Annotated in this window: 25 protein-coding genes; 22 read left to right on the top strand and 3 right to left on the bottom strand. The window is 33.6% G+C overall.

What is annotated here, in order from left to right; all coding sequences use genetic code 11:
- Window positions 1-30 precede the first annotated feature (30 nt).
- The 4 genes from pgsB to MR593_RS04455 are packed head-to-tail and all read left to right on the top strand — an operon-like array spanning window position 31 to window position 4,698.
- Window positions 31-1,308, top strand: coding sequence for a poly-gamma-glutamate synthase PgsB (gene pgsB / locus MR593_RS04470; protein WP_290687248.1), 1,278 nt, complete (start codon window positions 31-33; stop codon window positions 1,306-1,308).
- 33 nt (window positions 1,309-1,341) lie between these two features.
- Window positions 1,342-1,791, top strand: a complete 450-nt coding sequence (gene pgsC / locus MR593_RS04465) for a poly-gamma-glutamate biosynthesis protein PgsC (protein ID WP_290687246.1) — start codon at window positions 1,342-1,344, stop codon at window positions 1,789-1,791.
- A 9-nt stretch (window positions 1,792-1,800) separates the two neighbouring features.
- Entirely contained in the window at window positions 1,801-3,060 is a 1,260-nt protein-coding gene (locus MR593_RS04460) for a CapA family protein (RefSeq protein WP_290687244.1), read from the top strand.
- Between the two features lie 27 nt (window positions 3,061-3,087).
- Complete coding sequence (locus tag MR593_RS04455) at window positions 3,088-4,698, top strand: gamma-glutamyltransferase family protein (RefSeq protein ID WP_290687243.1); 1,611 nt, start codon at window positions 3,088-3,090, stop codon at window positions 4,696-4,698.
- Between the two features lie 301 nt (window positions 4,699-4,999).
- Here MR593_RS04455 and MR593_RS04450 read toward each other — a convergent pair whose 3' ends face one another.
- Entirely contained in the window at window positions 5,000-5,923 is a 924-nt protein-coding gene (locus MR593_RS04450) for a LysR family transcriptional regulator (RefSeq protein ID WP_290687241.1), read from the bottom strand.
- A 288-nt stretch (window positions 5,924-6,211) separates the two neighbouring features.
- Here MR593_RS04450 and MR593_RS04445 point away from each other — a divergent pair, with 288 nt between their 5' ends.
- On the top strand, window positions 6,212-7,150 hold the full coding sequence (locus tag MR593_RS04445; protein WP_290687239.1) for a 4Fe-4S binding protein: 939 nt from the start codon (window positions 6,212-6,214) through the stop codon (window positions 7,148-7,150).
- Window positions 7,151-7,247: 97 nt separating this feature from the next.
- Here the strand turns inward: MR593_RS04445 and MR593_RS04440 are convergent, their stop codons facing one another.
- On the bottom strand, window positions 7,248-8,051 hold the full coding sequence (locus MR593_RS04440; RefSeq protein ID WP_290687237.1) for a nitroreductase family protein: 804 nt from the start codon (window positions 8,049-8,051) through the stop codon (window positions 7,248-7,250).
- Window positions 8,052-8,172: 121 nt separating this feature from the next.
- Here MR593_RS04440 and MR593_RS04435 point away from each other — a divergent pair, with 121 nt between their 5' ends.
- From MR593_RS04435 to MR593_RS04415, 5 genes are all read left to right on the top strand, one after another.
- Window positions 8,173-8,640, top strand: a complete 468-nt coding sequence (locus tag MR593_RS04435) for a DUF1648 domain-containing protein (protein WP_290687236.1) — start codon at window positions 8,173-8,175, stop codon at window positions 8,638-8,640.
- A gap of 16 nt (window positions 8,641-8,656) precedes the next feature.
- Window positions 8,657-9,295 (top strand): HAD family hydrolase, encoded by a 639-nt coding sequence (locus MR593_RS04430; RefSeq protein WP_290687234.1) that lies wholly within the window; start codon window positions 8,657-8,659, stop codon window positions 9,293-9,295.
- A 44-nt stretch (window positions 9,296-9,339) separates the two neighbouring features.
- Window positions 9,340-9,603, top strand: a complete 264-nt coding sequence (locus MR593_RS04425; protein WP_290687233.1) for a hypothetical protein — start codon at window positions 9,340-9,342, stop codon at window positions 9,601-9,603.
- Window positions 9,604-9,659: 56 nt separating this feature from the next.
- Complete coding sequence (locus MR593_RS04420; protein ID WP_290687231.1) at window positions 9,660-10,262, top strand: cytidylate kinase-like family protein; 603 nt, start codon at window positions 9,660-9,662, stop codon at window positions 10,260-10,262.
- 168 nt (window positions 10,263-10,430) lie between these two features.
- Window positions 10,431-11,756 (top strand): IS3 family transposase, encoded by a 1,326-nt coding sequence (locus MR593_RS04415; RefSeq protein ID WP_290687229.1) that lies wholly within the window; start codon window positions 10,431-10,433, stop codon window positions 11,754-11,756.
- A 39-nt stretch (window positions 11,757-11,795) separates the two neighbouring features.
- Here MR593_RS04415 and MR593_RS04410 read toward each other — a convergent pair whose 3' ends face one another.
- Window positions 11,796-12,587: a carbon-nitrogen hydrolase family protein gene (locus MR593_RS04410; protein WP_290687227.1), complete on the bottom strand. Its 792-nt coding sequence runs from the start codon at window positions 12,585-12,587 to the stop codon at window positions 11,796-11,798.
- Between the two features lie 189 nt (window positions 12,588-12,776).
- Here MR593_RS04410 and pxpB point away from each other — a divergent pair, with 189 nt between their 5' ends.
- From pxpB to MR593_RS04350, 12 genes are all read left to right on the top strand, one after another.
- On the top strand, window positions 12,777-13,496 hold the full coding sequence (gene pxpB, locus MR593_RS04405) for a 5-oxoprolinase subunit PxpB (protein ID WP_290687225.1): 720 nt from the start codon (window positions 12,777-12,779) through the stop codon (window positions 13,494-13,496).
- Window positions 13,497-13,498: 2 nt separating this feature from the next.
- Window positions 13,499-14,530, top strand: coding sequence for a biotin-dependent carboxyltransferase family protein (locus tag MR593_RS04400; protein ID WP_290687224.1), 1,032 nt, complete (start codon window positions 13,499-13,501; stop codon window positions 14,528-14,530).
- Between the two features lie 22 nt (window positions 14,531-14,552).
- Window positions 14,553-14,969: an acetyl-CoA carboxylase biotin carboxyl carrier protein gene (locus MR593_RS04395; protein WP_290687222.1), complete on the top strand. Its 417-nt coding sequence runs from the start codon at window positions 14,553-14,555 to the stop codon at window positions 14,967-14,969.
- Window positions 14,970-14,980: 11 nt separating this feature from the next.
- Entirely contained in the window at window positions 14,981-16,321 is a 1,341-nt protein-coding gene (locus tag MR593_RS04390; RefSeq protein WP_290687221.1) for an acetyl-CoA carboxylase biotin carboxylase subunit, read from the top strand.
- Window positions 16,322-16,336: 15 nt separating this feature from the next.
- The gene (locus tag MR593_RS04385; RefSeq protein WP_290687220.1) at window positions 16,337-17,122 is read left to right on the top strand and encodes a putative hydro-lyase; all 786 of its coding nucleotides are present in this window, start codon (window positions 16,337-16,339) and stop codon (window positions 17,120-17,122) included.
- 11 nt (window positions 17,123-17,133) lie between these two features.
- Window positions 17,134-17,901, top strand: coding sequence for a LamB/YcsF family protein (locus MR593_RS04380; protein WP_290687218.1), 768 nt, complete (start codon window positions 17,134-17,136; stop codon window positions 17,899-17,901).
- 39 nt (window positions 17,902-17,940) lie between these two features.
- Window positions 17,941-19,179: an Nramp family divalent metal transporter gene (locus MR593_RS04375; RefSeq protein ID WP_290687217.1), complete on the top strand. Its 1,239-nt coding sequence runs from the start codon at window positions 17,941-17,943 to the stop codon at window positions 19,177-19,179.
- A 181-nt stretch (window positions 19,180-19,360) separates the two neighbouring features.
- On the top strand, window positions 19,361-20,278 hold the full coding sequence (locus tag MR593_RS04370) for a hypothetical protein (RefSeq protein WP_290687215.1): 918 nt from the start codon (window positions 19,361-19,363) through the stop codon (window positions 20,276-20,278).
- Between the two features lie 11 nt (window positions 20,279-20,289).
- Window positions 20,290-20,508: a helix-turn-helix domain-containing protein gene (locus tag MR593_RS04365; RefSeq protein ID WP_290687213.1), complete on the top strand. Its 219-nt coding sequence runs from the start codon at window positions 20,290-20,292 to the stop codon at window positions 20,506-20,508.
- Between the two features lie 2 nt (window positions 20,509-20,510).
- Complete coding sequence (locus MR593_RS04360; RefSeq protein ID WP_290687211.1) at window positions 20,511-21,425, top strand: hypothetical protein; 915 nt, start codon at window positions 20,511-20,513, stop codon at window positions 21,423-21,425.
- A gap of 19 nt (window positions 21,426-21,444) precedes the next feature.
- The gene (locus MR593_RS04355; protein WP_290687210.1) at window positions 21,445-21,534 is read left to right on the top strand and encodes a DUF2695 domain-containing protein; all 90 of its coding nucleotides are present in this window, start codon (window positions 21,445-21,447) and stop codon (window positions 21,532-21,534) included.
- Between the two features lie 230 nt (window positions 21,535-21,764).
- On the top strand, window positions 21,765-22,168 hold a 404-nt coding region (locus MR593_RS04350; protein WP_290687208.1), incomplete at its 3' end, for a hypothetical protein.

The following is a 22,168-nucleotide window of genomic DNA, read 5'->3' as shown; positions in this document are numbered from 1 at the left end:
TAAGTAATTAAATTTAGAAAGGAGGATATTATGTACGATAAAACTACTATAATTCAACTTATAATAATGGCTGTGGGTATAGCTATGTTATTTTATCTAGGTGTGAGAGAAAAACGTAAAAACGAGGATAATATAAAAAATTTAGCCGTTAGAATAAATGTCAACGGTATAAGAGGAAAATCTACTGTAACTAGGCTTATAACAGGAGTTTTAAGTCAAGCGGGATACAAGGTTGTAGGTAAGACAACTGGTACGTCGCCAAGAATGATATATTGGAATAAGGACAAGGAAGAGGTCATCAGACGTAAAGCCGGCGCCAATATAAAAGAACAAATCCAAGTAATCGACAAGGCGAGAAAAGTAGGTGCAGATGCATTAGTCTGTGAATGTATGGCTGTCAGACCAGAATACCAAGATGTCTACCAAAACGACATATTTAAAGCAAATATAACAGTAATCGTCAACGTTTTAGAAGATCATCTAGATGTCATGGGACCTACTACAGATGAGATTGCGATGGCATTTTCAAACACTATACCACACGACGGTTATTTAGTAGTCGATAATGGACCTTATGTCGATTATTTTACACAGGAATGCAAAAAAAGAAATACAAAAATAGTTGTAGCGGATAATTCAAAAATACCAGAAGGACTAGTTGAAAAATTCAAATATACAATATTTGAAGACAACATATCTCTTGCTTTAGCTGTGGCGGAGGTTTTAGAGATAGAGCCTGAGGTTGCGTTTGAAGGAATGTTGGCTGCCAACCCAGATCCAGGAGCTGCTACTATAGTCGATTTCGGACGTAGAGGAGAGAGCAGTATTTTTGTAAATGGATTTGCTGCAAACGAGCCGTCATCTACTTTGGCTATTTGGGATAAAATAAAAGAAAATCTTCAAAATACAGACAACCCAATTATTTTATTCAACGGTAGAGAGGATAGAGTAGATAGAACAGATCAGTTTATCGCGGATTGTTTCCCTTACTTTACAGGAGATGTGACTTTGGTTGCGATGGGAGAAGGTAGCGACCGCATAGACAAGGCTATTCAAGCTGGTAAATTGGATAATATAAAGGAATATATCGATTTATCAGATTTAGATATAGAAGAATTAATCGAAAAATTATATTCTATGTCTAAAGATAGAGTAATCTACGGTATAGGTAATATACATGGAGATGCAGATATTTTATTACAAGAAATGTTTGGAATTTATATAAACGACGAAGAAAGTTCAAATAATGAAGAATTTAGTTTTGGAGCAAAGGGAAGCTTAAGTGCTCATATTCAAAACTTATTTTAAAGAGATTATTTAAAGACGTATTGAGGAGGACAAATGTATATAACAGATTTTTATATGTCATTAGTAATAGGTGTTGTCGCAACACTACTATTTGTAGAATCATTTGGAATTACACCAGGTGGAATTATCGTTGCAAGTTATCTAGCTTTAGTTTTAGATTCGCCTATAACAATGGTATTAATATTTTTAGTTTCATTTATAACTTACGGTATTGTAAACTTTATACTACCTAAGTTTGTTATACTATATGGTAGAAGAAGATTTGTTGCGACTATGGTAATAGCCGTAGCATTAAAGCTTATCTTTGAAGCAATTTATCCATTGACACCATTCCCTACATTTGAATTTAGAGGAATAGGTATAATAGTACCGGCATTACTATCAAACTGCTATTCTAAACAAGGTGTGAAGATAACTTTAGTTTCTACTCTTGTTATGACTGCTGTAGTTTATGGAATAATGCAAATAGTTTACTTAGTGTAGGTGATTTTTATGGAGAGAAAATTAACTTTAAAAGAAAAGATACAAGCTTTCATAAAAAGACAGCCTAAAACATCAGGTAAGTCTGTAATAGCTATTATAATAGTACTTTCTCTAGTATTATTCGGAGCAGGTACAATGGGAGATGCAATGGATAAGGACAATAGCTCAAAATCTATAAGCGCCTATGACGGGGATAGCTTAGTAAAGGGTACTGTTGTTGGAGATATGATGCTTGGAAGATCTATAATGAACAAGGGTTCAAAGGATGATTACAGCGGTATGTTTTCGGGAGTGTCTAGTTTATGGCAGGATTCTGACTATGTATCAGGAAACTTAGAATGTGTACTTCTAGATAATCCATCAGATTACAAAAAAAACGACAAGGAAATACACATAAACGCCGAAACAAAAACTGCCGATGTCCTAAAGAAAAGTGGATTTACGCTTATAAATTTAGCGAACAACCACTTGGCAGACTTCTGTGCCGATGGAGTAGTAAATACTATAAATAAATTAGAAAAAACAGGCTTAGATTACGTGGGTGCTGGCAAAAATATAACAGAAGCTGGCAAATACAACATCCAGGAGGTAAATGGAATAAAAATCGCTACAGTATCAGTGAGCGACATAATTCCTAAAAACTTCTCAGCTACAGTCGGAAAAGCAGGTATTTTGTCTACCAATACTATGAGATATTACCAAGCAGTCAGAGAAGCATCAGAAGAGGCCGACTTAGTCATAGCAAACATCCACTGGGGTGTCGAATATGGATTTAATCAAACTGAAAGACAAGAGCAATTGGGAAGAAACTTAATAAATTTTGGTGCTGATATAGTAATCGGTTCTCATCCACACGTATTACAACCTATAGAAAAGTACAACGATGGTATTATTTTCTATAGTATGGGTAACTTTGTGTTTGACCAAGGATGGAGTAGAACTAAAGACAGCATAGTATTAAATTATTTTTTAGATGAAGATGGAAATTGCAGCTTTGAAATTGTTCCAGTTAGAATTAAAAATGGATATCCAACTGTTACAACTAACCCTTACTTCAAAAAGAGAACTTACAACACTCTAACTAAAAACTTGAGTGAAGGCGCTTATAAGGTAGAATCAAACACTTTACTTCTAAAAAATGCCATAAAGGTCGACTTGAAGAGCAAGGACGATGCATCACAAAATACTTCAAATGATGTGACAAATACTATAGATAACACAGGAGATGGACAAGCTCAAAGCTATACAGAAAATGGCATCAATTATTAGGAATAATTTTAATTGGAGAATGATGTTATGCAAAAAAATAAGAAAAAAAATAATAAGAAAAATGGAAATTTTGGGCTAGTATTGGGCATAATAATAGTGGCACTTATTGTAGGTGCGATTTGCTATTTTAAATTTGTCAAAGGAAATAATAATGCCGATACTAATGCCACTGTAGATAGTAGCCACTCATATGTAGTCAGTACATCTAATCAAGCGGCTACAGAAATAGGAGAAAAGGTTCTAGCAGAAGGCGGTAATGCAGTAGACGCTGCCATAGCAGTTTCATATGCCTTAGGAGTTGCTCAGCCTTACGCATCAGGTATAGGCGGCGGAGGAGGTATGCTTATATACGATCCTTCAGCTGATGAGTATAAATTCTATGATTACAAGGATTGCGCGCCTTTTTCAAATGAAGAGAGACAAAGCGATGTAGGTGTACCAGGTTTTGTAGCAGGTATGGAAAAAATTTCTAAGGACTACGGCAAGACAGATTTATCTACTCTAATAGGATATTCTGTAGATTTAGCTAGAAATGGAGTAGAGGTCAACGAAGATACTGTAAAGGCTATGGATTCCTTCTCAAGTTTATTATCACAAGATGAGGACTACCTAAAGGATGGAAGCCTTCTAAAAGAGGGAGATACACTAGTTCAAAGCGAACTAGCTGACACACTTGAAAACATCCAAAAAAATGGATCAAAAGCATTTTACAGCGGTGAAATAGCAGAAAACATAGCAAAAGCAGGTTCAATGGATGCTTCTGACTTATCAAAATACGAGGTCAAAATAAACGAACCAGTTTCTGGAGAATTCAACGGCTATAAAGTGGTTTCAGCTCCACCACCATTTTCAGGAACTCCACTTATACAAATGCTTGAAATCATCGAAAAACAAAGCAAAACTAAGGATATAAACGATGTAAGTAATTACTTAGAAGTTTTAGATACAGCGACTACTCTATCAAATTACGATAGAGGCAAGAAGATGTCTGACTTGGACTTCAATCCAGTAGACTACAACAAATTGACTACAGACGAATATATAACTAATTTACTAAAAGAAAAAGGTGTAACATACAGCGAAGACGATGAGAGCGAAAGTACTACACATTTTGTAATAGTAGACAAGGATGGAATGGTAGTTTCATGTACGAACACGCTTGGCCATTTCTACGGCTCTCAAAAGAAAGTAAATGGTTTTTATCTAAACAGTAGTTTAAAAAGCTTTGGAACAAAGGGTATCAACAAGTATGAACCAGGTAAAAGACCTAGAACTTACACTTGCCCTACTATAATCCAAAAAGGCGACGACTATATAATGGGTATAGGAACTCCAGGAGGAGTTAGAATTCTGAAGATGCTAGCACCTATTTTAGTAGACAACCTATACTTTGGAAAAGATCTACAAGAGTCAATAAATAAATCAAGGGTAATATTTTATGAACCTGGTGTATTGATGCTTGAAGATGGCAGAGATGAGGATTATATCATAGATGTCAGCAATTGTGCGTATCCATATGTAGATGTCAAAGACCAGCTTTACTTCGGAGCTGTCCAAGCAGGAGGAATTTCCGATGGACATTATTTCGGAGCATCTGACAATAGAAGACTTGGAAAAGTATCTATAAGCGATAAATAAAATTAAAACCGATACATGTAGATGAACGTGTATCGGTTTTTTAGCAAAAAATTGCAATTATTTAAATACAAAAAATATTGACAATCGATATAATCTAGTTATTTCAATGTTTTTATCGGATTTAAAAAATAAATAAAATCCACTTGAGATTCCACTAACTGGAAGTTATATAATATATAATAATTAAAAAAAGCCCTTAATGAGGAATACGTTTAGTGGCATAGACGATATTTCCTTAAAATAAATTTACAATATTAAAATCTCCAAATTACCCTACGACTGAAATTTGGAGATATTTTTTTTATTCTAAAATTAATTTAGATGACAACTCACTTACTTTAAAATTAGGTGATTTGTATTTTTTTAGTATATCCTTCAACAAAACAATAGAATTGGTTATGTTTTTATCCTTGTGGTAAACCAAGCTGAAATAGCGATTCCACTCATTTGTAGTGTTAAAAATCACATTCATTTTATGGTCTAATATATCTTTTTCCATTACACGCATCGGCATTAGCGCTAGACAGCCGTTGTATATTACAGCGTGTCTAATCGTGTCGGGAGAGCTGGCTTCCCAGACAATTTTTACCTTTAAATTATGCAATTTTAAAAATTCATCCAATAATTCTCTAGTACCACTTCCTTTTTCCCTGACAACGAATTTTTGGTTTTCCAAGTCGCTTAAATGAACCTCTTTTTTATTTGATAGAGGATGGTCAACTGCGCAGACTAAAACCAAGTAATCGTCTATCATTGGGACGCTTATCAAGTCGTGTGATTTAATTTTTCCTTCTACTATAGCCACATCTAAACTTGAATCGAGTAATTTTTTCTCTATGACGCTTGTATTATTTACATATGCAAATGTGTCCAAATTTGGGTTGTAACTCTCTAAATCGTTTAAAACATTAGATAACAAAATGGAACCAACTGTCAGAGAAGCACCGATTCTCAAGGTTTCTCTTTTGTAGTTTTCCTTCATGGACTTCTCTAGATTGTCGTATTGTGATACTAGGTTTTTGGCTTGAAAAAGTAAATATTTACCAGCTTCAGTAATATATAGCTTTTTGGAAAGTCGCTCAAATAATTTTACACCGTAGTGTTCTTCTAATTCTCTAATAGCTTGACTCACTGTGGGTTGAGAAATATATAGTTTCTTAGCTGCGAGACTCATTTTTTTATTTTCCGCCACAGCTATAAAAATTCTCAAATGTCTTATAGTCACGAAAAAAGCCTCCTATCAAAATTTTCCAATAAATATTTTGGTATAAACTGAATAAATAACTTTATTATGGATAAAATACTATTAAATCCTTTAATTCATGATAAACATTATCAATAGCTTTTACCTATAATGATTATAAAATAATATCACTTTTCAAATACATATTCAAGTGGTAAAATAGTTTTTGTAAGTGGCTAACCATAATTTAGAAATTAATATAGTACAATCTATAATAAATACGAAGATTTTAATATTTTAATATATATAAATTTTACAAGGGGGAAAAAAATGTCAGCATTAACAGTAAGTCCAGAAGATGTAAAAAGAGTTAAAGCATTAGGTTTTTTAAACAACAAAGGAACTGATAATTTTTCAGGAAGAGTATTAACAGTAAATGGTAAAATAACAGCAGAACAACACAAATGCATAGCAGAAGCAGCAGAATTATTTGGAAATGGAAATATAACATTTACAACTCGTCTATCAGTAGAAGTTCAAGGTATACCATATGAAAAAATAGACGATTTCAGAAACTATGTTGCTAAAGCAGGTTTACAAACAGGTGGAACAGGAGCTAAAGTTCGTCCAGTAGTATCATGTAAAGGAACTACTTGCCAATACGGTCTATTAGATTCTTTCGCAATATCTGAAGAAATCCACAAGAGATTTTTCGAAGGATATTCTGATGTAGCTCTACCTCATAAATTTAAAATAGCAGTTGGTGGATGTCCAAATAACTGCCTAAAACCAGACTTAAACGATGTCGGTATAATAGGACAATTAGTACCAGCTCATGACCTTGAAAAATGTAAAGGATGTAAAAAATGTAAAATAGAAAAAGCATGTCCAATGCATGCATGTAAAGTTGTAGACAAGAAAATAACTAGAGATGAAAATATCTGCAACCACTGTGGTCGTTGTGTAGGAAAATGCCCATTTGATGTAGTTGATGGAAAAGTTAGAGGATTCAAAATCTACGTTGGTGGTAGATGGGGTAAAAAAATATCTGTAGGTAAACCATTAAGCAAGATATTTACAGACCTAGAAGAAGCTCTAAATGTTATAGAAAAAACTATCCTATTATTCAAGGATCAAGGAATCAAAGGTGAACGTTTTGAAGAAACTATAAATCGTATAGGATTTGAAAATGTTGAAAAACAATTATTATCTGATGATTTATTAAATAGAAAAGAAGAAATAATCAAAAAAGAATTATTGACTAAATAGTAGTTAAATTCTAAAACCTCTAGATGTAGATTAGATAATTAGCTACAGCTAGAGGTTTTATTATATTTACGTACTCGATATAACGATATATTTTTATTTAAAAATATTTATCAGGTATCCAGGAAATTACATATTCGTAGTCAGTTTTTATGCCAGGACTTATTATTTTAAATCTGCCCTTAACTCTTTGTTCTTCCAAAACGCTATCGAAGTGGCAAAGGGCGATACCCATGTCGATTTTATTCATATCCTTTGTTCCAGTTGTGAAGAAATGAATTCCTTCATCGTTGTACACAACTCTCCAAGGTTGGCAATTTCTAGAAGATGGTGCAAGTCTTACTGCTTCTAGAGCGTCACCGTAGATTCCTGCTTGTTTTCTAGCCATAGGAGTATAAAAATCATTTCGATTAAATAATTTACTAAAAGGTTCTCTTTTGTTATGATTGCTTCCAATTAAAAATCCTATAGGGCTTCTTCTCAAACCAGGATAACCAACAGGAGAAACTATGGGTAAAATATATCCCTCTTTTAAATTGATAGCTTTTGCAAATTTGCTTTTATTAAAAGTTCCACCAAGCCAAACTGTACCGAGGTTTAGAGATGTACAGTATAAAATAACTTTTTCAAAAGTATAACCTAGAGCTTCAAGCGCAAAAGGCTTGTCCTCGCAAGAAGCTACTAAAAAGTAGTTAGGATTTTTTATGACACCGTAAGTACCAAGTTTTTCCTTGTGATAGTTATTTGGTTTTAGAATTTGAATACAAACTTTTTTGTTAAATGGGTTTGTAACATCATCAATGTAATTTTGAATTTTGTCTAAAACAGATGTTTCTATAGGTTCGTTGCTATAGGTTCTGATTGATTGCCTAGATTTTATAAGCTGAAAAATTGATTGAGTCATAAGATGTCCCCCCTTAAATTTTATAATTAAATTATAGCATGAAGAATTATCGTAATAAAGTGATTGCGCAATATTATATAAAATAATGATATAATTAAAGTGAATTAGGAGGGGAATTATTATGTTGAGATTACCGTATAATATATTTCAAAAAATATTGGAAGTAGTTACAATGGTGCTACTTCTGTGCCAAATTGTATATGTAGCTGTTAGGTATTCAAAAATAGCAGATAAAATACCTACACATTTTGATTTTGCAGGCAATCCAGATAGCTGGGGCAGTAAATCGACAGTTTTCATACTTTTAGGGACGACTATATTTTTATATGTGATAATGACTGTCTGCATGTTTTTCCCTAAGATATGGAATGTACCAGTTAAAGTTACAGAGGAAAATAGACGACGAATTTTTAACTATGTCGCAAACATGGTTTTACTAATTAAACTAATTATAGTAGGATGTTTTTTCTATATGACATTTTGCTCGATGGAGGGAATTGCTCTTGGAATTTGGTTCACAATTTTCATGCTCGGGAGTGTTTTAGGAGTGACATTATACTATACAGTAAAAATGGTAATAAATAGATAAACTAAGGAGATTGAATATGAATAATTACGATGCTTATATTTTTGATTTTGATTATACACTAGCAGATGCAACAAATCCAATTGTCGAGAGCTTCAACTATGCATTCGACAAATTAAATCTAAAAAGAGCTTCATATAAAGATATTGTAAATACTATAGGCATTCCTCTAGGAGAAGCCTATACACTTTTGACAGGAGACAAAAGCGAGGAAAGCGTAAATTTATTTAAAAAATACCAAAAAGAAAAATCCGACCAAATCACAGTCAAACAGACAGTATTTATCGGAGAAGCAAAAAAAGTCCTAGAAACTCTAAAATCAAACGACAAAAAAATCGGAATAGTTTCATCAAGATGGGGACAACGAATAAACGACATATTAGTAAACCTAGATGCTAGAGATCTTGTAGACATTATAATAGGCACAGAACATGTCGAAAAATACAAACCAAACCCAGAAGGGCTATTTAAAATTATAGATATGATGGAGGCAAAAAACGTGCTATATATAGGTGACAGCTACATAGATGCCGAAACTGCACAAAATGCCAAAGTCGATTTCGTCGGCGTTACAACAGGTACTACACCTAGAGAAAAATTGGAGAGATACCCAAATGTAGCTGTACTAGATGATATAGCTGGTCTTTTAGAGATATAGCCATATAGTGGGGTGAATGTATGGGAAAATTTGTAATTGACATAGTGGACTTATACTGGATAGACGGAGAAAAAGAAAATCCGGAGGATTTATGCCTTCATGGAGAAGTCAATGTAACAATTGGGGGAGAAACACTTATCGATATTGATGAATATACTAAAGTAGTATTTGATTTTGCTGATAAAATAGAGGTATTTTATAAATCATGCAAAGAAAAAGTACTTCCAGATGATGACTTCGACAGAGAAGGATATATCAAATTTTGGAGGGAATGGAACAACAGAAGACATAAAAATTTTCTTATATAAAAATATAAATTCTGCTATAATTATAATATAGATAGTTATAGAAAGGGGTAATAGCTATGAAGAAAAATTTAATCATAACAATAAGTAGAGAGTACGGTAGCGGTGGAGGAGAAATAGGCAGAAAATTAGCCAAAGCTCTAAACATACCTTGCTACGATAAGGAATTACTTACAATAGCAGCAAAAGAAAGTGGTTATTGCCAAGAATTTTTTGAAAAATACGATGAAAAACCTATAAAATCATTGAGTTATTTTTCATACGACCAAACAAGCTCTTCACTACCTTTAGGACATCAATTATTCTTGAAACAATTTAATATAATTCAAGATTTAGCTTCAAAGGAATCTTGTATATTTGTAGGTAGAGCAGCTAATTATGCGTTGAGGGACAAATTTGATTCTATCGACATATTTATACATGCCGATTTCGAGACTAGAAGACAAAGAGCTGTAGAAGAACACGGCATAGAAGAAAAGAAAAGCGCCAAGACAGTCAAGAAAATAGACAAAGAGAGAACATCCTTCTACAATTTCTACACAAGTATGAAATGGGGAGATGCTAGAGATTTCGACCTTTGCATAAATACTAGCAAGATAAGTATAGACGAAGCTGTGGAAATAATTTTAGAAGCAGTAAAAAGACACTATAAAGAAGATTAAATGCAGAAGCCTTCTCTGATAAATTATCAGAGGAGGCTGTTTTAATTAAAAGTACATTTCAGGTCTATGTAAAGTTAAAATGGATCCTATACAGTGGACACTAGAAAAAAAGTGTCTACCTGTATAGGATATTTTTATGTAAAATAACATTAAAGGAGTTGAATAGGCATGAGTAAAAAAATTTTTTCTGAAAAAGATATTAATGAATTATCTAAAAATAAATATGTTAAAAAAGTAAGCCAAAAAGGAATTACATATACTAATGAATTTAAACTTCATTTCATAGCTGAATATGAAACAGGTAAAACACCTAGACAAATTTTTGAAGAGGCAGGTTTTGATATTGAAGTAATCGGAACAAAACGTATTGAATGCGCTAGCCATAGATGGAGAAAATCATATAAAGAGAAAGGTGTTCTAGGTTTAGATGATACAAGAGCATTAAATTCTGGGAGACCACTTAATCGAGAATTAACATTAGAAGAAATTCTAGCTAAAAAAGATGCAGAAATTGAATATTTAAAAGCGGAGCTTGAACTTGTAAAAAAGTTAGAAATAAGCGAAAGGCAGGTGAAAAATAATAAATTAAAACCAGTAAAAGTTTTTGGATTAATTAAAGATATAATATCTAAATTCAATTTAACAGGAATGGTAAAACATTTATGTAAAATTGCAAATGTATCTACTTCTGGATATTATAAATCTTTAAGAACAAAAGACCTTAGAAATCACAAAGAAATAAACGATTTAAAGGCAAAAGAAATCATTCTAAAGGCATTTAATCATAGAGGATACAAGAAAGGTTCTAGATCTATAAAAATGACTTTAGAAAATGAATTTGGGATAAAAATGAACAGAAAGAAAATACAAAGAATAATGAGAAAATATGACATAGTTTGCCCTATACGTAAAGCTAATCCGTATAAACGTATGGCTAAAGCAACTAAAGAACATCGAGTTGTGGAAAATAAACTAAATAGAGAATTTAAGCAAAATATACCAGGTAAAGTGCTATTAACAGATATAACATATATGCCTTACGGCAATGGTCAAATGGCATATTTATCTACTGTAAAAGATTCCTCAACTAATGAAATATTAGCATATAATTTATCAAGTAGTTTAGCTATAGAACTAGTAACTGAAACTATAGATAAATTAGTTAATATTAAATCTTTAAAATTACATAAGGATGCATTTGTTCATTCAGATCAAGGTTCTCATTATACTAGTCCGAAATTTCAAAATTTACTTAAGAAAAACAACTTAGGACAATCTATGTCTAGAAGGGGTAACTGTTGGGATAATGCTCCGCAGGAATCATTCTTTGGTCATATGAAAGATGAAATGGATTATAAATCTTGTAATACATTTGAGGAATTACAATTTGTAGTAGATGATTATATGGATTATTATAATAATTTTAGATGTCAATGGAATTTAAAAAAGCTGACTCCTGTTCAATTCAGAAATCAGCTTTTAATGGCGGCTTAGCCACACTTTTTTTCTAGTGTCCTTGACAAAGGGTCCACTTTAAGTTATGTAAGGTCTATTTTTTCTACTTTCCTTGCATTTACTCAAATCTATATCTACAGTTATCAGCTGTTCCTTGTCATCTGATTTAAATACGACATTTCCGTCACAGTCTACTACAAGGGATTCTCCAGCAAAGTCCATATTTCCCTCTTTGCCGACACGATTACACATAGCTATAAACACATTATTGTGGTAAGCTTGAACTCTAAGCTCCCACTCGAACATCTCAAGCGGCTCGTCCTTAGTATTGGCAGTAGGTATTATAATCAACTCCGCACCCTTTAAGGCACAGGTTCTAACGCTCTCAGGAAGATGTCTATCAAAGCATATAACTATCCCAACCTTCCCAAAAGGCGTATCAAAAACCATAAATCCATCCTCAGAAGGAGTATAGTAGTATTTTTCATAAAAATTCTTGGCGTTTAAAATATGCACCATCTTAGAAAATCCATCTAGCTCGCCCTTGGAATTTATCATAAGCGACATATCATATCTCTTCTCGTCCTGCTCTATGTATAAATTTGGAGATAGATACATCTCGTATTCTCTACATAATTCCTTCATCTTAGTTATTCTCTGATCGTCTAAAGTCAGACAAAAATCGTCTATTTGCTTTCCAAGGCAGTTTTTCAAATCCTTTTCTTCGTACTGAGGGAAGAAAGGAGTCCATTGAATCTCAGGGAAAAACAATAAATCACTGCCCTTAGCCTTCTTCATAAAATCCAATGTCTTTTGATAATTACTATTCATATCCAGATTCATTGAAACCTGAGCCATCGCCAATTTCATATCATATAGCCTCCTTTTTATTATAAACTAGCTTTAACAACATTATACATCATTTCACAACAAAAATTACAAAACACAAATGCAAGAATTAAACCAAAACTTGCATATTAATGAAAAATTGGCTATAATCTTCTTTATAGGATAAAAAATATATGAAAAATAAATTATATAAATTAGGGGGGTGAATTCTTGAAATATTTGATTGCAGGGGATTCAGCACTAATAATTGAATTTGGAAACGATATAAGTACTGAAACAAACAACAAAATAAGGGTTTTCAACGATTTAATAAAATCGGCTAAAATACAAGGGATCACAGAGACAGTTCCTACTTTTAGATCTCTTTTAATTTACTACGACCCTTCAAAGATATATTTTGACGAATTAAAGTCGAAAATTGAAAAGCTAAGTAAAAATTTAGATTCTAAATCAGAGACCAAAAAAAGAATAATAGAAATACCAGTCTGCTACGGCGGCTCTTTTGGAGAGGATTTAGAATTTGTAGCAGAGCACGCAAAATTGACTACAAGAGAAGTAATACAAATACATACATCTAGGGAATATTTAATTTACATGCTAGGATTTTTACCGGGGTTTGCCTATCTAGGGGGGCTTGACAGCAGACTATTCACTCCTAGACTTAAAAATCCGAGAACTAGAATCGACGCTGGCTCTGTAGGCATAGGTGGTGAACAAACTGGAATATACCCACTAGCATCTCCAGGTGGATGGAGACTTATTGGAACTACTCCAGTGAAGCCATATGATGCAAATAGAGAGGAGCCAATTTTATATAAAGCAGGCGACTACATAAAATTTGTAGAAATAAGTCAATCTGATTTTTACGAGATAAAAAATCTAGTAGATAAAAATTTATACCATTGTAACGTAATAGAGAGGGGGCTTTAAAATTGGGAATAATAATTCGAAAAAGTGGATTATATACGACTATTCAGGATTATGGTAGAGTAGGATACCAAGAATTCGGCTTCTCTGTATGTGGTGCAATGGACAAAAGATCTCTCAAAATCGCAAATATACTAGTCGGCAACCCAGTCGACGAGGCAGTAATAGAGATGACCTTAGTAGGTCCTACTATAGAATTTACAGAGACTAATATTATAGCTATAACTGGCGGCAACCTAAGACCAAAGCTAAACGGTCAAAAGGTTCACACATACCAAGCTCTACTTATAAAGGCTGGAGATGTGCTGTCATTTGAATATGCAAAAAGCGGCTGCAGAGCGTACATAGCATTTGCAGGAGGGCTTAAAGTCCCAAAAGTCATGGGAAGTAAGTCGACATATGTAAGATGTGGAATAGGAGGATACAAGGGTAGAACTCTACAAGCAGGCGACTACATTAAGTTTGAATCGCCAAAGGACTATCTTCCGTATTTTTTATCTAGAAAAATAAACTACATGCACAAAAACGAGTCAGAGGTAACATTGAGAGTCATAAGAGGACCTCAGGATACAGCATTTACGGAAAATGGCTTGAAAACGTTTTTCTCTAGCCCATATAAGGTTACTAATGAAAATGACAGAATGGGCTGTAGACTAGACGGTCCAGTCATAGAGCACAAATCCTCTGCAGATATAATCTCAGACGGTATAGCTCTAGGCTCAATACAGGTGCCTTCACACGGTAAGCCTATAATCATGATGACAGATAGACAGACGACAGGTGGCTACACAAAAATTGCAACCGTAATAAGCGTAGATATACCAAAGCTTGCACAGAGAAAGGCTGGAGATACTATCTATTTTAAGGAAATTTCTTTAAAAGAAGCACAAAATCTCTACAAAGAAGAAAAATTACTTTATAAAGCAATTACAAAAAACATACACAAGCCATGTATGGAGGTCTTAGAGCCTAGAAGTGCATCTAGAAGAATTGAAATTCTTTTAGAAAAAGACAACAATCCATTTCAACAAAAATAATAGGGTAAATTAGGAGGATAACATGGAATACGAAAAAATTTTAGAATTAATAAAAATAATGGAGGATTCATCTTTAACTACTTTTTCTTACAAAGAAGGAGATAGTGAGATTTTACTAAAAAAAGAAGTAACAGCTGTAAAACAAGTAGAAGCAGCACCTGCAAAGGTTAAGGAAGCTACAGAGCCTGCAGGAGATGGAGTTGAATACATAAAGGCTGAGCTTATAGGAACATTCTATGAAGCTCCATCACCACAAGCAAAAGCATTCGTATCAGTAGGCGACAAAATCACAAAGGGTCAAGTCGTAGGAATAATAGAAGCTATGAAAATGATGAATGAAGTAGTCAGCGAATACGAGGGAACAGTAGAAGCTATCCTAGTCGAAAATGAACAAATGATAGAATACGGTCAACCTTTATTCAAAATAAAAACAGTATAGGAGAGTTTAAAATGTTTAACAAAATATTAATAGCAAACAGGGGTGAAATTGCTATAAGAATCATCAGAACATGTAAATCTCTAGGTATCAAGACAGTAGCAGTTTACTCTGAAATAGATAAAAATGCTCTCCACACTAAGCTAGCTGACGAGAGCATATGCATAGGACCTGCTAAATCAAAGGACAGCTATTTGAACATGAACCGCATCATTACAGCAGCTCAGCTTACAAATGCAGATGCTATACATCCAGGATTTGGATTTTTATCAGAAAACAGCAAGTTCGTGGATTTATGCAAGGAAAACAACATAACATTTATAGGACCAAGCAGTGAAGTAATAGATTTGATGGGAAATAAATCAAACGCCAAAAACACAATGATAAAGGCAGGAGTCCCAGTAGTACCTGGAACAGAAGATCCAGTGTACGACGCAGAGGTAGGTAAGAAATTAGCCGATGAAATGGGATATCCAGTAATAGTAAAGGCATCCTCAGGTGGCGGCGGTAAAGGAATGAGAATAATAGAAAATTCGACTGAATTTATCGAGGGCTTCAACGTAGCACAGGGTGAATCTGTAAACGCTTTTGCAGACAACACAATGTACATAGAAAAATACATCAGAAACCCAAGACACATAGAGGTACAAATTTTAGCAGACAAATACGGAAACGTAGTCCACCTAGGAGAAAGAGACTGCTCAATCCAAAGACTACACCAAAAGATGATAGAGGAATCTCCTTCACCAGCTATAGGTGACGAGCTAAGAAAAGTGCTAGGTGAAACAGCAGTAAAAGCAGCAAAGGCCGCTCACTACGAAAACGCAGGCACAGTAGAATTTCTACTAGATGAAAACGGCGACTACTACTTCATAGAAATGAACACTAGAATACAAGTAGAACACCCTGTCACAGAAATGGTAACAGGAATAGATTTAATAAAACAACAAATTTTAATCGCAGCAGGGCAAAAATTAGTCTACACACAAGACGACATCCAAATAAAAGGACATGCCATCGAATGTAGAATAAACGCCGAAAATACACTTAAAAACTTCATGCCCGCACCTGGTAAAATAAACGCAGTACATTTTCCAGGAGGCTTCGATGTAAGAGTCGACACAGCACTTTACGCTGGATACGTGCTTCCAGCTACTTACGATTCTATGATAGCCAAGGTAATCGTACATGGAAGCAACAGAAAAGAAGCGATTGAAAAAATGAAGGCAGCTCTAGATGAGCTTGTAATAAGTGGAGTTGAGACAAACGCCAACTTCCAATATTCAATAATGAATAACCCAACATATGTAAACGGTGAAGCAACAACAGGATTTATAAAGGATTTGTTATCTTAAAAGGGGGAATTATAAATGGATTTAGTAAACGCATCACCAAGTGAAGTTAGAAAACTTATAAGAGAAGGAAAAATAGTAAAACCAACATCTGGAATGTGTGCAGGATACGCACAAGCCAACTTAGTAGTACTTCCAAAGGATTTAGCCTACGATTTCTTATTATTCGCTCAAAGAAATCCAAAGCCATGTCCAATACTAGAAGTCAGCGATGTAGGAAGCAGAACACTAAAGAAAATAGCAAAGGACTGCGATATAGCTAAGGACATCCCAAAATACAGAATCTACAAAAAAGGCGAGCTTGTAGGAGAATATACAGACGTATCAGAATTCTGGCAAGACGACTTTGTAAGCTTCTTAATAGGATGTAGCTTCTCATTCGAATCAGAAATGATAGAAGCAGGCATAGAAATCAGACATATAACAGAAGACTGCAACGTTCCAATGTATATGACAAATATAGAATGTGAAAGCGCTGGTATATTCAACGGTAAAATGGTCGTAAGTATGAGACCAATAAAACCTGACCAAATAGTAAAGGCAGTTACAGTAACAGAAACTATGCCTAAAGTCCATGGAACACCAATACATATAGGCGACCCTTCAGTAATAGGCATCAAGGACATAAACAAACCAGAATTCGGTGACGCCGTAACAATCAACGAAGGCGAAGTTCCAGTATTCTGGCCATGTGGAGTAACACCACAATCTGTAATAATGAACGTTAAGCCTGACATAGTTATAACTCACTCACCAGGTCACATGCTTATTACAGACGTTAAAAACGTAGAATTAAAATACTAAGAGGTGAAAATATGCTTAAGGTAGATTTAAACTGTGATTTAGGGGAAAGCTTTGGCAGATATAAGTTGGGCTTAGACGAAGAGATAATTCCACTTATTTCCTCAGCAAACGTAGCATGTGGATTTCACGCATCAGATCCAGTAGTCATGCAAAAAACTATAAAAATGGCTAAACAAAGCGACATTCAAGTAGGAGCTCACCCAGGATTTTTAGACCTTATGGGATTTGGTAGAAGAAATATGGACATATCTACTGAAGAAGCAAAGGCATACGTAAAATATCAACTAGGAGCCCTATACGCCTTCTGCAAAGGTGAAAACATGGAAATTCAACATGTAAAACCACATGGAGCACTTTACAACATGGCAGGCAAAAATTACGACCTAGCAAAGGCAATATGTGAAGCCATATACGAATTTGACAAAAACATAATACTTCTAGGGCTTTCAGGTAGTCAACTTATAAAAGCAGGCGAGGACACTGGACTTAGAGTAGCTAGAGAAGTATTTGCAGATAGAGCATATGAAGACGACGGTTCACTAAGAGCTAGAAGCAAAGAAGGTGCCGTCATAACAGACGAAAATATCGCCATAGACAGAGTAGTTAAAATGGTCAAAGAAAACAAAGTAACATCTTACTCTGGTAAGGAAATAGAAATATATGCAGATTCAATATGTGTCCACGGGGATGGAGTCAAGGCATTAGAATTTGTCAAAAAAATTAGAGAGAGACTTTTATCAGAGGGTATCGAAATACTACCTCTTAAAGAGATAGTTTAAGATAAAAATTAGAAAGAGTTTTGAAAGGGAGAATTTATTATGAGCAAACTTATGGAAAAGCTTAAAAACATAGGTCCAGGAGCTCTTATAGCAGCTGGATTTATAGGACCTGGTACTGTAACAACATGTACACTTTCAGGTGCAAACAGTGGTTACACACTATTATGGGCAATGCTATTCTCAACAATAGCTACAATCATATTCCAAGAGATGGCCGCTAGACTAGGTATAATCACACAAAAGGGCTTAGGAGAAAACATCAGAGAAAAAATCACAAATCCTGTTTTAAAGACTATCGCAGTAATCATAGTATTAATAGCAATATTTGTAGGTAACATAGCTTATGAAACAGGTAACTTAGTAGGTGGATCAATGGGATTATCTACAATAGTTCCATCTGTACCAACACAAATTTGGGGACCAGCACTAGGTCTAATAGCATTCCTTTTATTATGGTCAGGAAGCTACAAAAAAATCGAAAAATTCTTAATGGCATTAGTTATTGTAATGAGTATCACATTCTTCACAACTGCCATAGTTTCTAAACCAGATATAGGCGCTATAATTAAAGGATTATTCATACCAAGCGTAGGTGCAAACGACTTTTTAACAGTAGTTGGACTTATAGGAACAACAGTAGTTCCATACAACCTATTCTTACATGCATCATCAGTATCTGAACGTTGGAAAAACCCTGAAGATATAAAAAGCGCAAGACTAGATACAATAATATCTATAGGTCTAGGTGGTCTTATATCAATGGCTATCATAATATCTGCATCTGCAAGCTTCTACGGCACAGGTACAACTATAGAAAGTGGTGCTGATATGGCAGCTCAATTACAACCACTTCTAGGTGAATGGGCAAAATGGTTATTTGGTATAGGATTATTCGCAGCTGGATTCACATCTGCAATAACTGCTCCACTATCTGCAGCATTTGCTACAACAGGAGCTTTAGGATTTGAAAAAGACATGAAATCAGCTAAATTCAGAATCGTATGGATGATAGTTTTAGCAGTTGGTATAATACTAAGTGCACTTGGAATGTCTTCACCAACACAATTAATATTAGTAGCACAAGCAGCAAATGCAGTAATACTACCAATAATCGCCGCATTCCTAATATTCGTACTAAACCACGATGATTTAGGAAAATACAAAAACAAATTATGGAACAACATACTTGGAATAATTATACTATGCGTAACATTAGTTTTAGCTTATAGATCTTTATTATCATTTGTTACTACATTAAAAGGAATTTTAGGAATGTAATTTATTTATATATTAAAAAAAGGGCTGTAGCTGAGATATTTATTCTCGCTACAGTCTTTTTTTGTTGTTTGAAAATAAAATTATTGTAAAACAATAATAATTATTGCAAAACGATAATTATTCAGCTCCAATTATATTAACAATTATCGTAAAACAATAATTTAAAAAATAGGAGGTCGCCATGAACACATTGAAAATTAAAAAAATATTTCTGATAACAGCGATAATATCATCGATTCTAAGCTGCACGATGTTTTTTATAATCAAATTAGAAAACAGCATGTATATAATGTATTATCCGTTTGAATTAGTGGGAAAAATAATTAGAAGCTTGTCACTATCATCGTCAATCGGAAATATCGTATCATGGATTATCTATATCGGAATTTGCATGATACCTACATTCATTTATTTCTACAAATACAAAAAAGTAGACTTCATACTGCTAATTTCGAGCATATACCTATTATTTGCTGTATATAATTTTATAAATCCAGAAGGATTTTACAAATTATTGCCAGATGAATTGCAAAGCGCCACAGAGTTTATAACAGCCGTGAAATTGTCTATAGCGATGATGTTTTATATCATCTTAATCAGCTATTTCGTGCTGTTCTCTATGAAATATTTATCTGAAGGCCAAAGTGCACTAAAAGGGCTCCAAATAATTTTAACCGTATTTCTAGGGGCGTACTTGGTAGCGATTTTTTACTTTGGACTATTCGACATATTGAAAAATTCATCACTACTTTACTTGGTAAAATACATATTATTGCTGGCACCTAATATAATGTCTATGATTGTCATTTTTACAGGAATAGAGCTAGTAAATAATTTTGCAGAAAATCAGTACAGTGAAACAGTAGTAGAGGACATAAGAAAAATCCACAAATACAGTAAATCGACAGTGTATCTATCAATTTTATCATCATTAATAGCAAACGGAATGCAGATATTTTTATTCTCAACAATGTACGATATCGAGATGTTTTTAGACATACCATTTATCCCATTGATAGTCGCTTTTGTCGGTATGATACTTTGCAAATACTTTAAAGAAAACAACAATTTATTTGACGATAATAATTCAATCATTTAAGAGGTGAGGACATGGGTGTAGAAGTACATTTAGAGGAAATGCTAAAAAAAAGAAACATGACATCAAAGGAGCTTGCTAAGCTTATAGGCATCACAGAGGCAAATCTTTCCATACTCAGAAGTGGAAAAGCAAAGGGTGTCAGATTTGAAACTATAAATAAAATTTGTTTTTACTTGGACTGCCAAATAGGCGATATATTGAAGTTTGATGGTAAACTGGAGGATGATTAATTATGAAGAAAATTTTATATGTAATTCTTATGATAATCTGTTCGATAAATCTAACTGGCTGTCAGCTAGCCGAGGAAGATACACAACCTGCAGATAAAAATATGTGTGGAGTTTTTGTCAGATTTTTTGATGACGATGGTAGCGATGATCTTGATTACGACAAAAAATACTACATAGATTACGATAGCACTACAGGTAAATACAGCATAGACGGCTTAGAAGGAGAAGCAATTTTCCTTTACAAAAACGGCGACACACTAGAAACAGTAAGCGACGATGTATTTAGAAATGTAAAAATGGATGTACTTGTAAATTCAAAAGACGACGAAGATTTTTACAAAACATATCAAGAAGAAGCTCCAAATTCCGAGCTAAAGGTAGATTCTGAAGAATACCAACTCGAAGCCACAATATACTATACAGGAAAATTTAAAGGAACAATCCAATTTGATTCTATAATAAAAGACGGCGACAAATACTATATTACCTTAGATGGTCAAGGAATTTATCTAGATAATCTAGGAAGTTGGTCAACATCAGAAAGCGCACAATATACAGAAAAAGACTCTGGCGGAAATGAAATAACTAAAAAATTCTCTTACAAAATATCAATCGAGCCAGTAGACGAGCTAAAAAGCATAAAAATAAAAGAGATGGACAAAAACGACACTGTCATAAACACAAAACAAATCATACACACTAAAGACGACTACGAATTTAAAATAGGAAAAAATACAGCCTATATAATAGTAGAAGAAACCTGCATCGATAGCAAAAGCAAAAAAGAAACAATAAAACGAACTGTATACGACAGAGATGAAATAAGTGATCAAAAAGACGAAACAATCGATCATCCTTGCAATTACGCAGGTGAAGGCGGCATAGTAATCCCTAAGGATTTATATATTGTAAAATAATTAAATCTCAGAAAATGATTTGCCTTTAGAAGAGTCAATAGAATGGCTAGAGGAGCACGGAGGATATTGCGACTGTGAGGTTTTAGCCAATATAGAGGATTTATTTTAACGATTTGATAAGAGTTAATTATTTTTGAAATTTTATATTTTTTTAAGATATCCATAAGATATAAACTATGGGTGTCTTTTTTTATTGACATAAAACTAGAGAAAATATATAATAAAAATATACAAACATATGTTCGATAATCTAGAAATATATAACATTTATTTTTGGATTGTAGTGATTTTTTAATAAGTAGTTTTAACAGAATGTATATAAGAAAGGGGTAGCCAAGTATGAATAAAGATTTTGATAATGAAATGTTTTATGAAAATCAAGAATTAATAGAGTTAGTTGAAAAATTAAAAAATAACGATATGAATTTTAATGTAGTAAAAGATAATATATGTACATTTGATGCAGAGTGTATAGAGGGGGGCGTTACATATAAAACTTTCTTAAATAAATTCGTCCATATGTCTAATAATAAATTAAAAATCACAGATATACAAATAGATGACTTTGATGATATGGAAATGGAAGATTTCGATTTTGATCATTTTGGTATGGATGAAGATATTGATATAGAAGAATTTGATTTTTGTATGGAAGAGGGAGCGATTATAGGTATCGACTTTAAAATAAATGGAAAACTTACGTCTATAGAAGTAGAATTTGCATATGATTGGTTTAACGATGA

The sequence above is a fragment of the Intestinibacter sp. genome (genome assembly GCF_022780145.1).
Lineage (GTDB): Bacteria > Bacillota > Clostridia > Peptostreptococcales > Peptostreptococcaceae > Intestinibacter.
This window is presented reverse-complemented; position numbering and strand designations above follow the sequence as displayed.

Excerpts from the sequence above, each read along its gene's own strand:
- MR593_RS04375 (WP_290687217.1), top strand. The coding sequence starts at position 17,941 with ATGAGCAAACTTATGGAAAAGCTTAAAAACATAGGTCCAGGAGCTCTT.
- MR593_RS04445 (WP_290687239.1), top strand. The coding sequence starts at position 6,212 with ATGTCAGCATTAACAGTAAGTCCAGAAGATGTAAAAAGAGTTAAAGCA.
- pgsC (WP_290687246.1), top strand. The coding sequence starts at position 1,342 with ATGTATATAACAGATTTTTATATGTCATTAGTAATAGGTGTTGTCGCA.
- MR593_RS04360 (WP_290687211.1), top strand. The coding sequence starts at position 20,511 with ATGAAGAAAATTTTATATGTAATTCTTATGATAATCTGTTCGATAAAT.
- MR593_RS04370 (WP_290687215.1), top strand. The coding sequence starts at position 19,361 with ATGAACACATTGAAAATTAAAAAAATATTTCTGATAACAGCGATAATA.
- MR593_RS04460 (WP_290687244.1), top strand. The coding sequence starts at position 1,801 with ATGGAGAGAAAATTAACTTTAAAAGAAAAGATACAAGCTTTCATAAAA.
- MR593_RS04455 (WP_290687243.1), top strand. The coding sequence starts at position 3,088 with ATGCAAAAAAATAAGAAAAAAAATAATAAGAAAAATGGAAATTTTGGG.
- MR593_RS04440 (WP_290687237.1), bottom strand. The coding sequence starts at position 8,051 with ATGACTCAATCAATTTTTCAGCTTATAAAATCTAGGCAATCAATCAGA.
- MR593_RS04420 (WP_290687231.1), top strand. The coding sequence starts at position 9,660 with ATGAAGAAAAATTTAATCATAACAATAAGTAGAGAGTACGGTAGCGGT.
- MR593_RS04365 (WP_290687213.1), top strand. The coding sequence starts at position 20,290 with ATGGGTGTAGAAGTACATTTAGAGGAAATGCTAAAAAAAAGAAACATG.
- MR593_RS04385 (WP_290687220.1), top strand. The coding sequence starts at position 16,337 with ATGGATTTAGTAAACGCATCACCAAGTGAAGTTAGAAAACTTATAAGA.
- MR593_RS04390 (WP_290687221.1), top strand. The coding sequence starts at position 14,981 with ATGTTTAACAAAATATTAATAGCAAACAGGGGTGAAATTGCTATAAGA.
- MR593_RS04395 (WP_290687222.1), top strand. The coding sequence starts at position 14,553 with ATGGAATACGAAAAAATTTTAGAATTAATAAAAATAATGGAGGATTCA.
- pgsB (WP_290687248.1), top strand. The coding sequence starts at position 31 with ATGTACGATAAAACTACTATAATTCAACTTATAATAATGGCTGTGGGT.
- MR593_RS04380 (WP_290687218.1), top strand. The coding sequence starts at position 17,134 with ATGCTTAAGGTAGATTTAAACTGTGATTTAGGGGAAAGCTTTGGCAGA.
- MR593_RS04415 (WP_290687229.1), top strand. The coding sequence starts at position 10,431 with ATGAGTAAAAAAATTTTTTCTGAAAAAGATATTAATGAATTATCTAAA.
- MR593_RS04430 (WP_290687234.1), top strand. The coding sequence starts at position 8,657 with ATGAATAATTACGATGCTTATATTTTTGATTTTGATTATACACTAGCA.
- MR593_RS04410 (WP_290687227.1), bottom strand. The coding sequence starts at position 12,587 with ATGAAATTGGCGATGGCTCAGGTTTCAATGAATCTGGATATGAATAGT.
- MR593_RS04435 (WP_290687236.1), top strand. The coding sequence starts at position 8,173 with ATGTTGAGATTACCGTATAATATATTTCAAAAAATATTGGAAGTAGTT.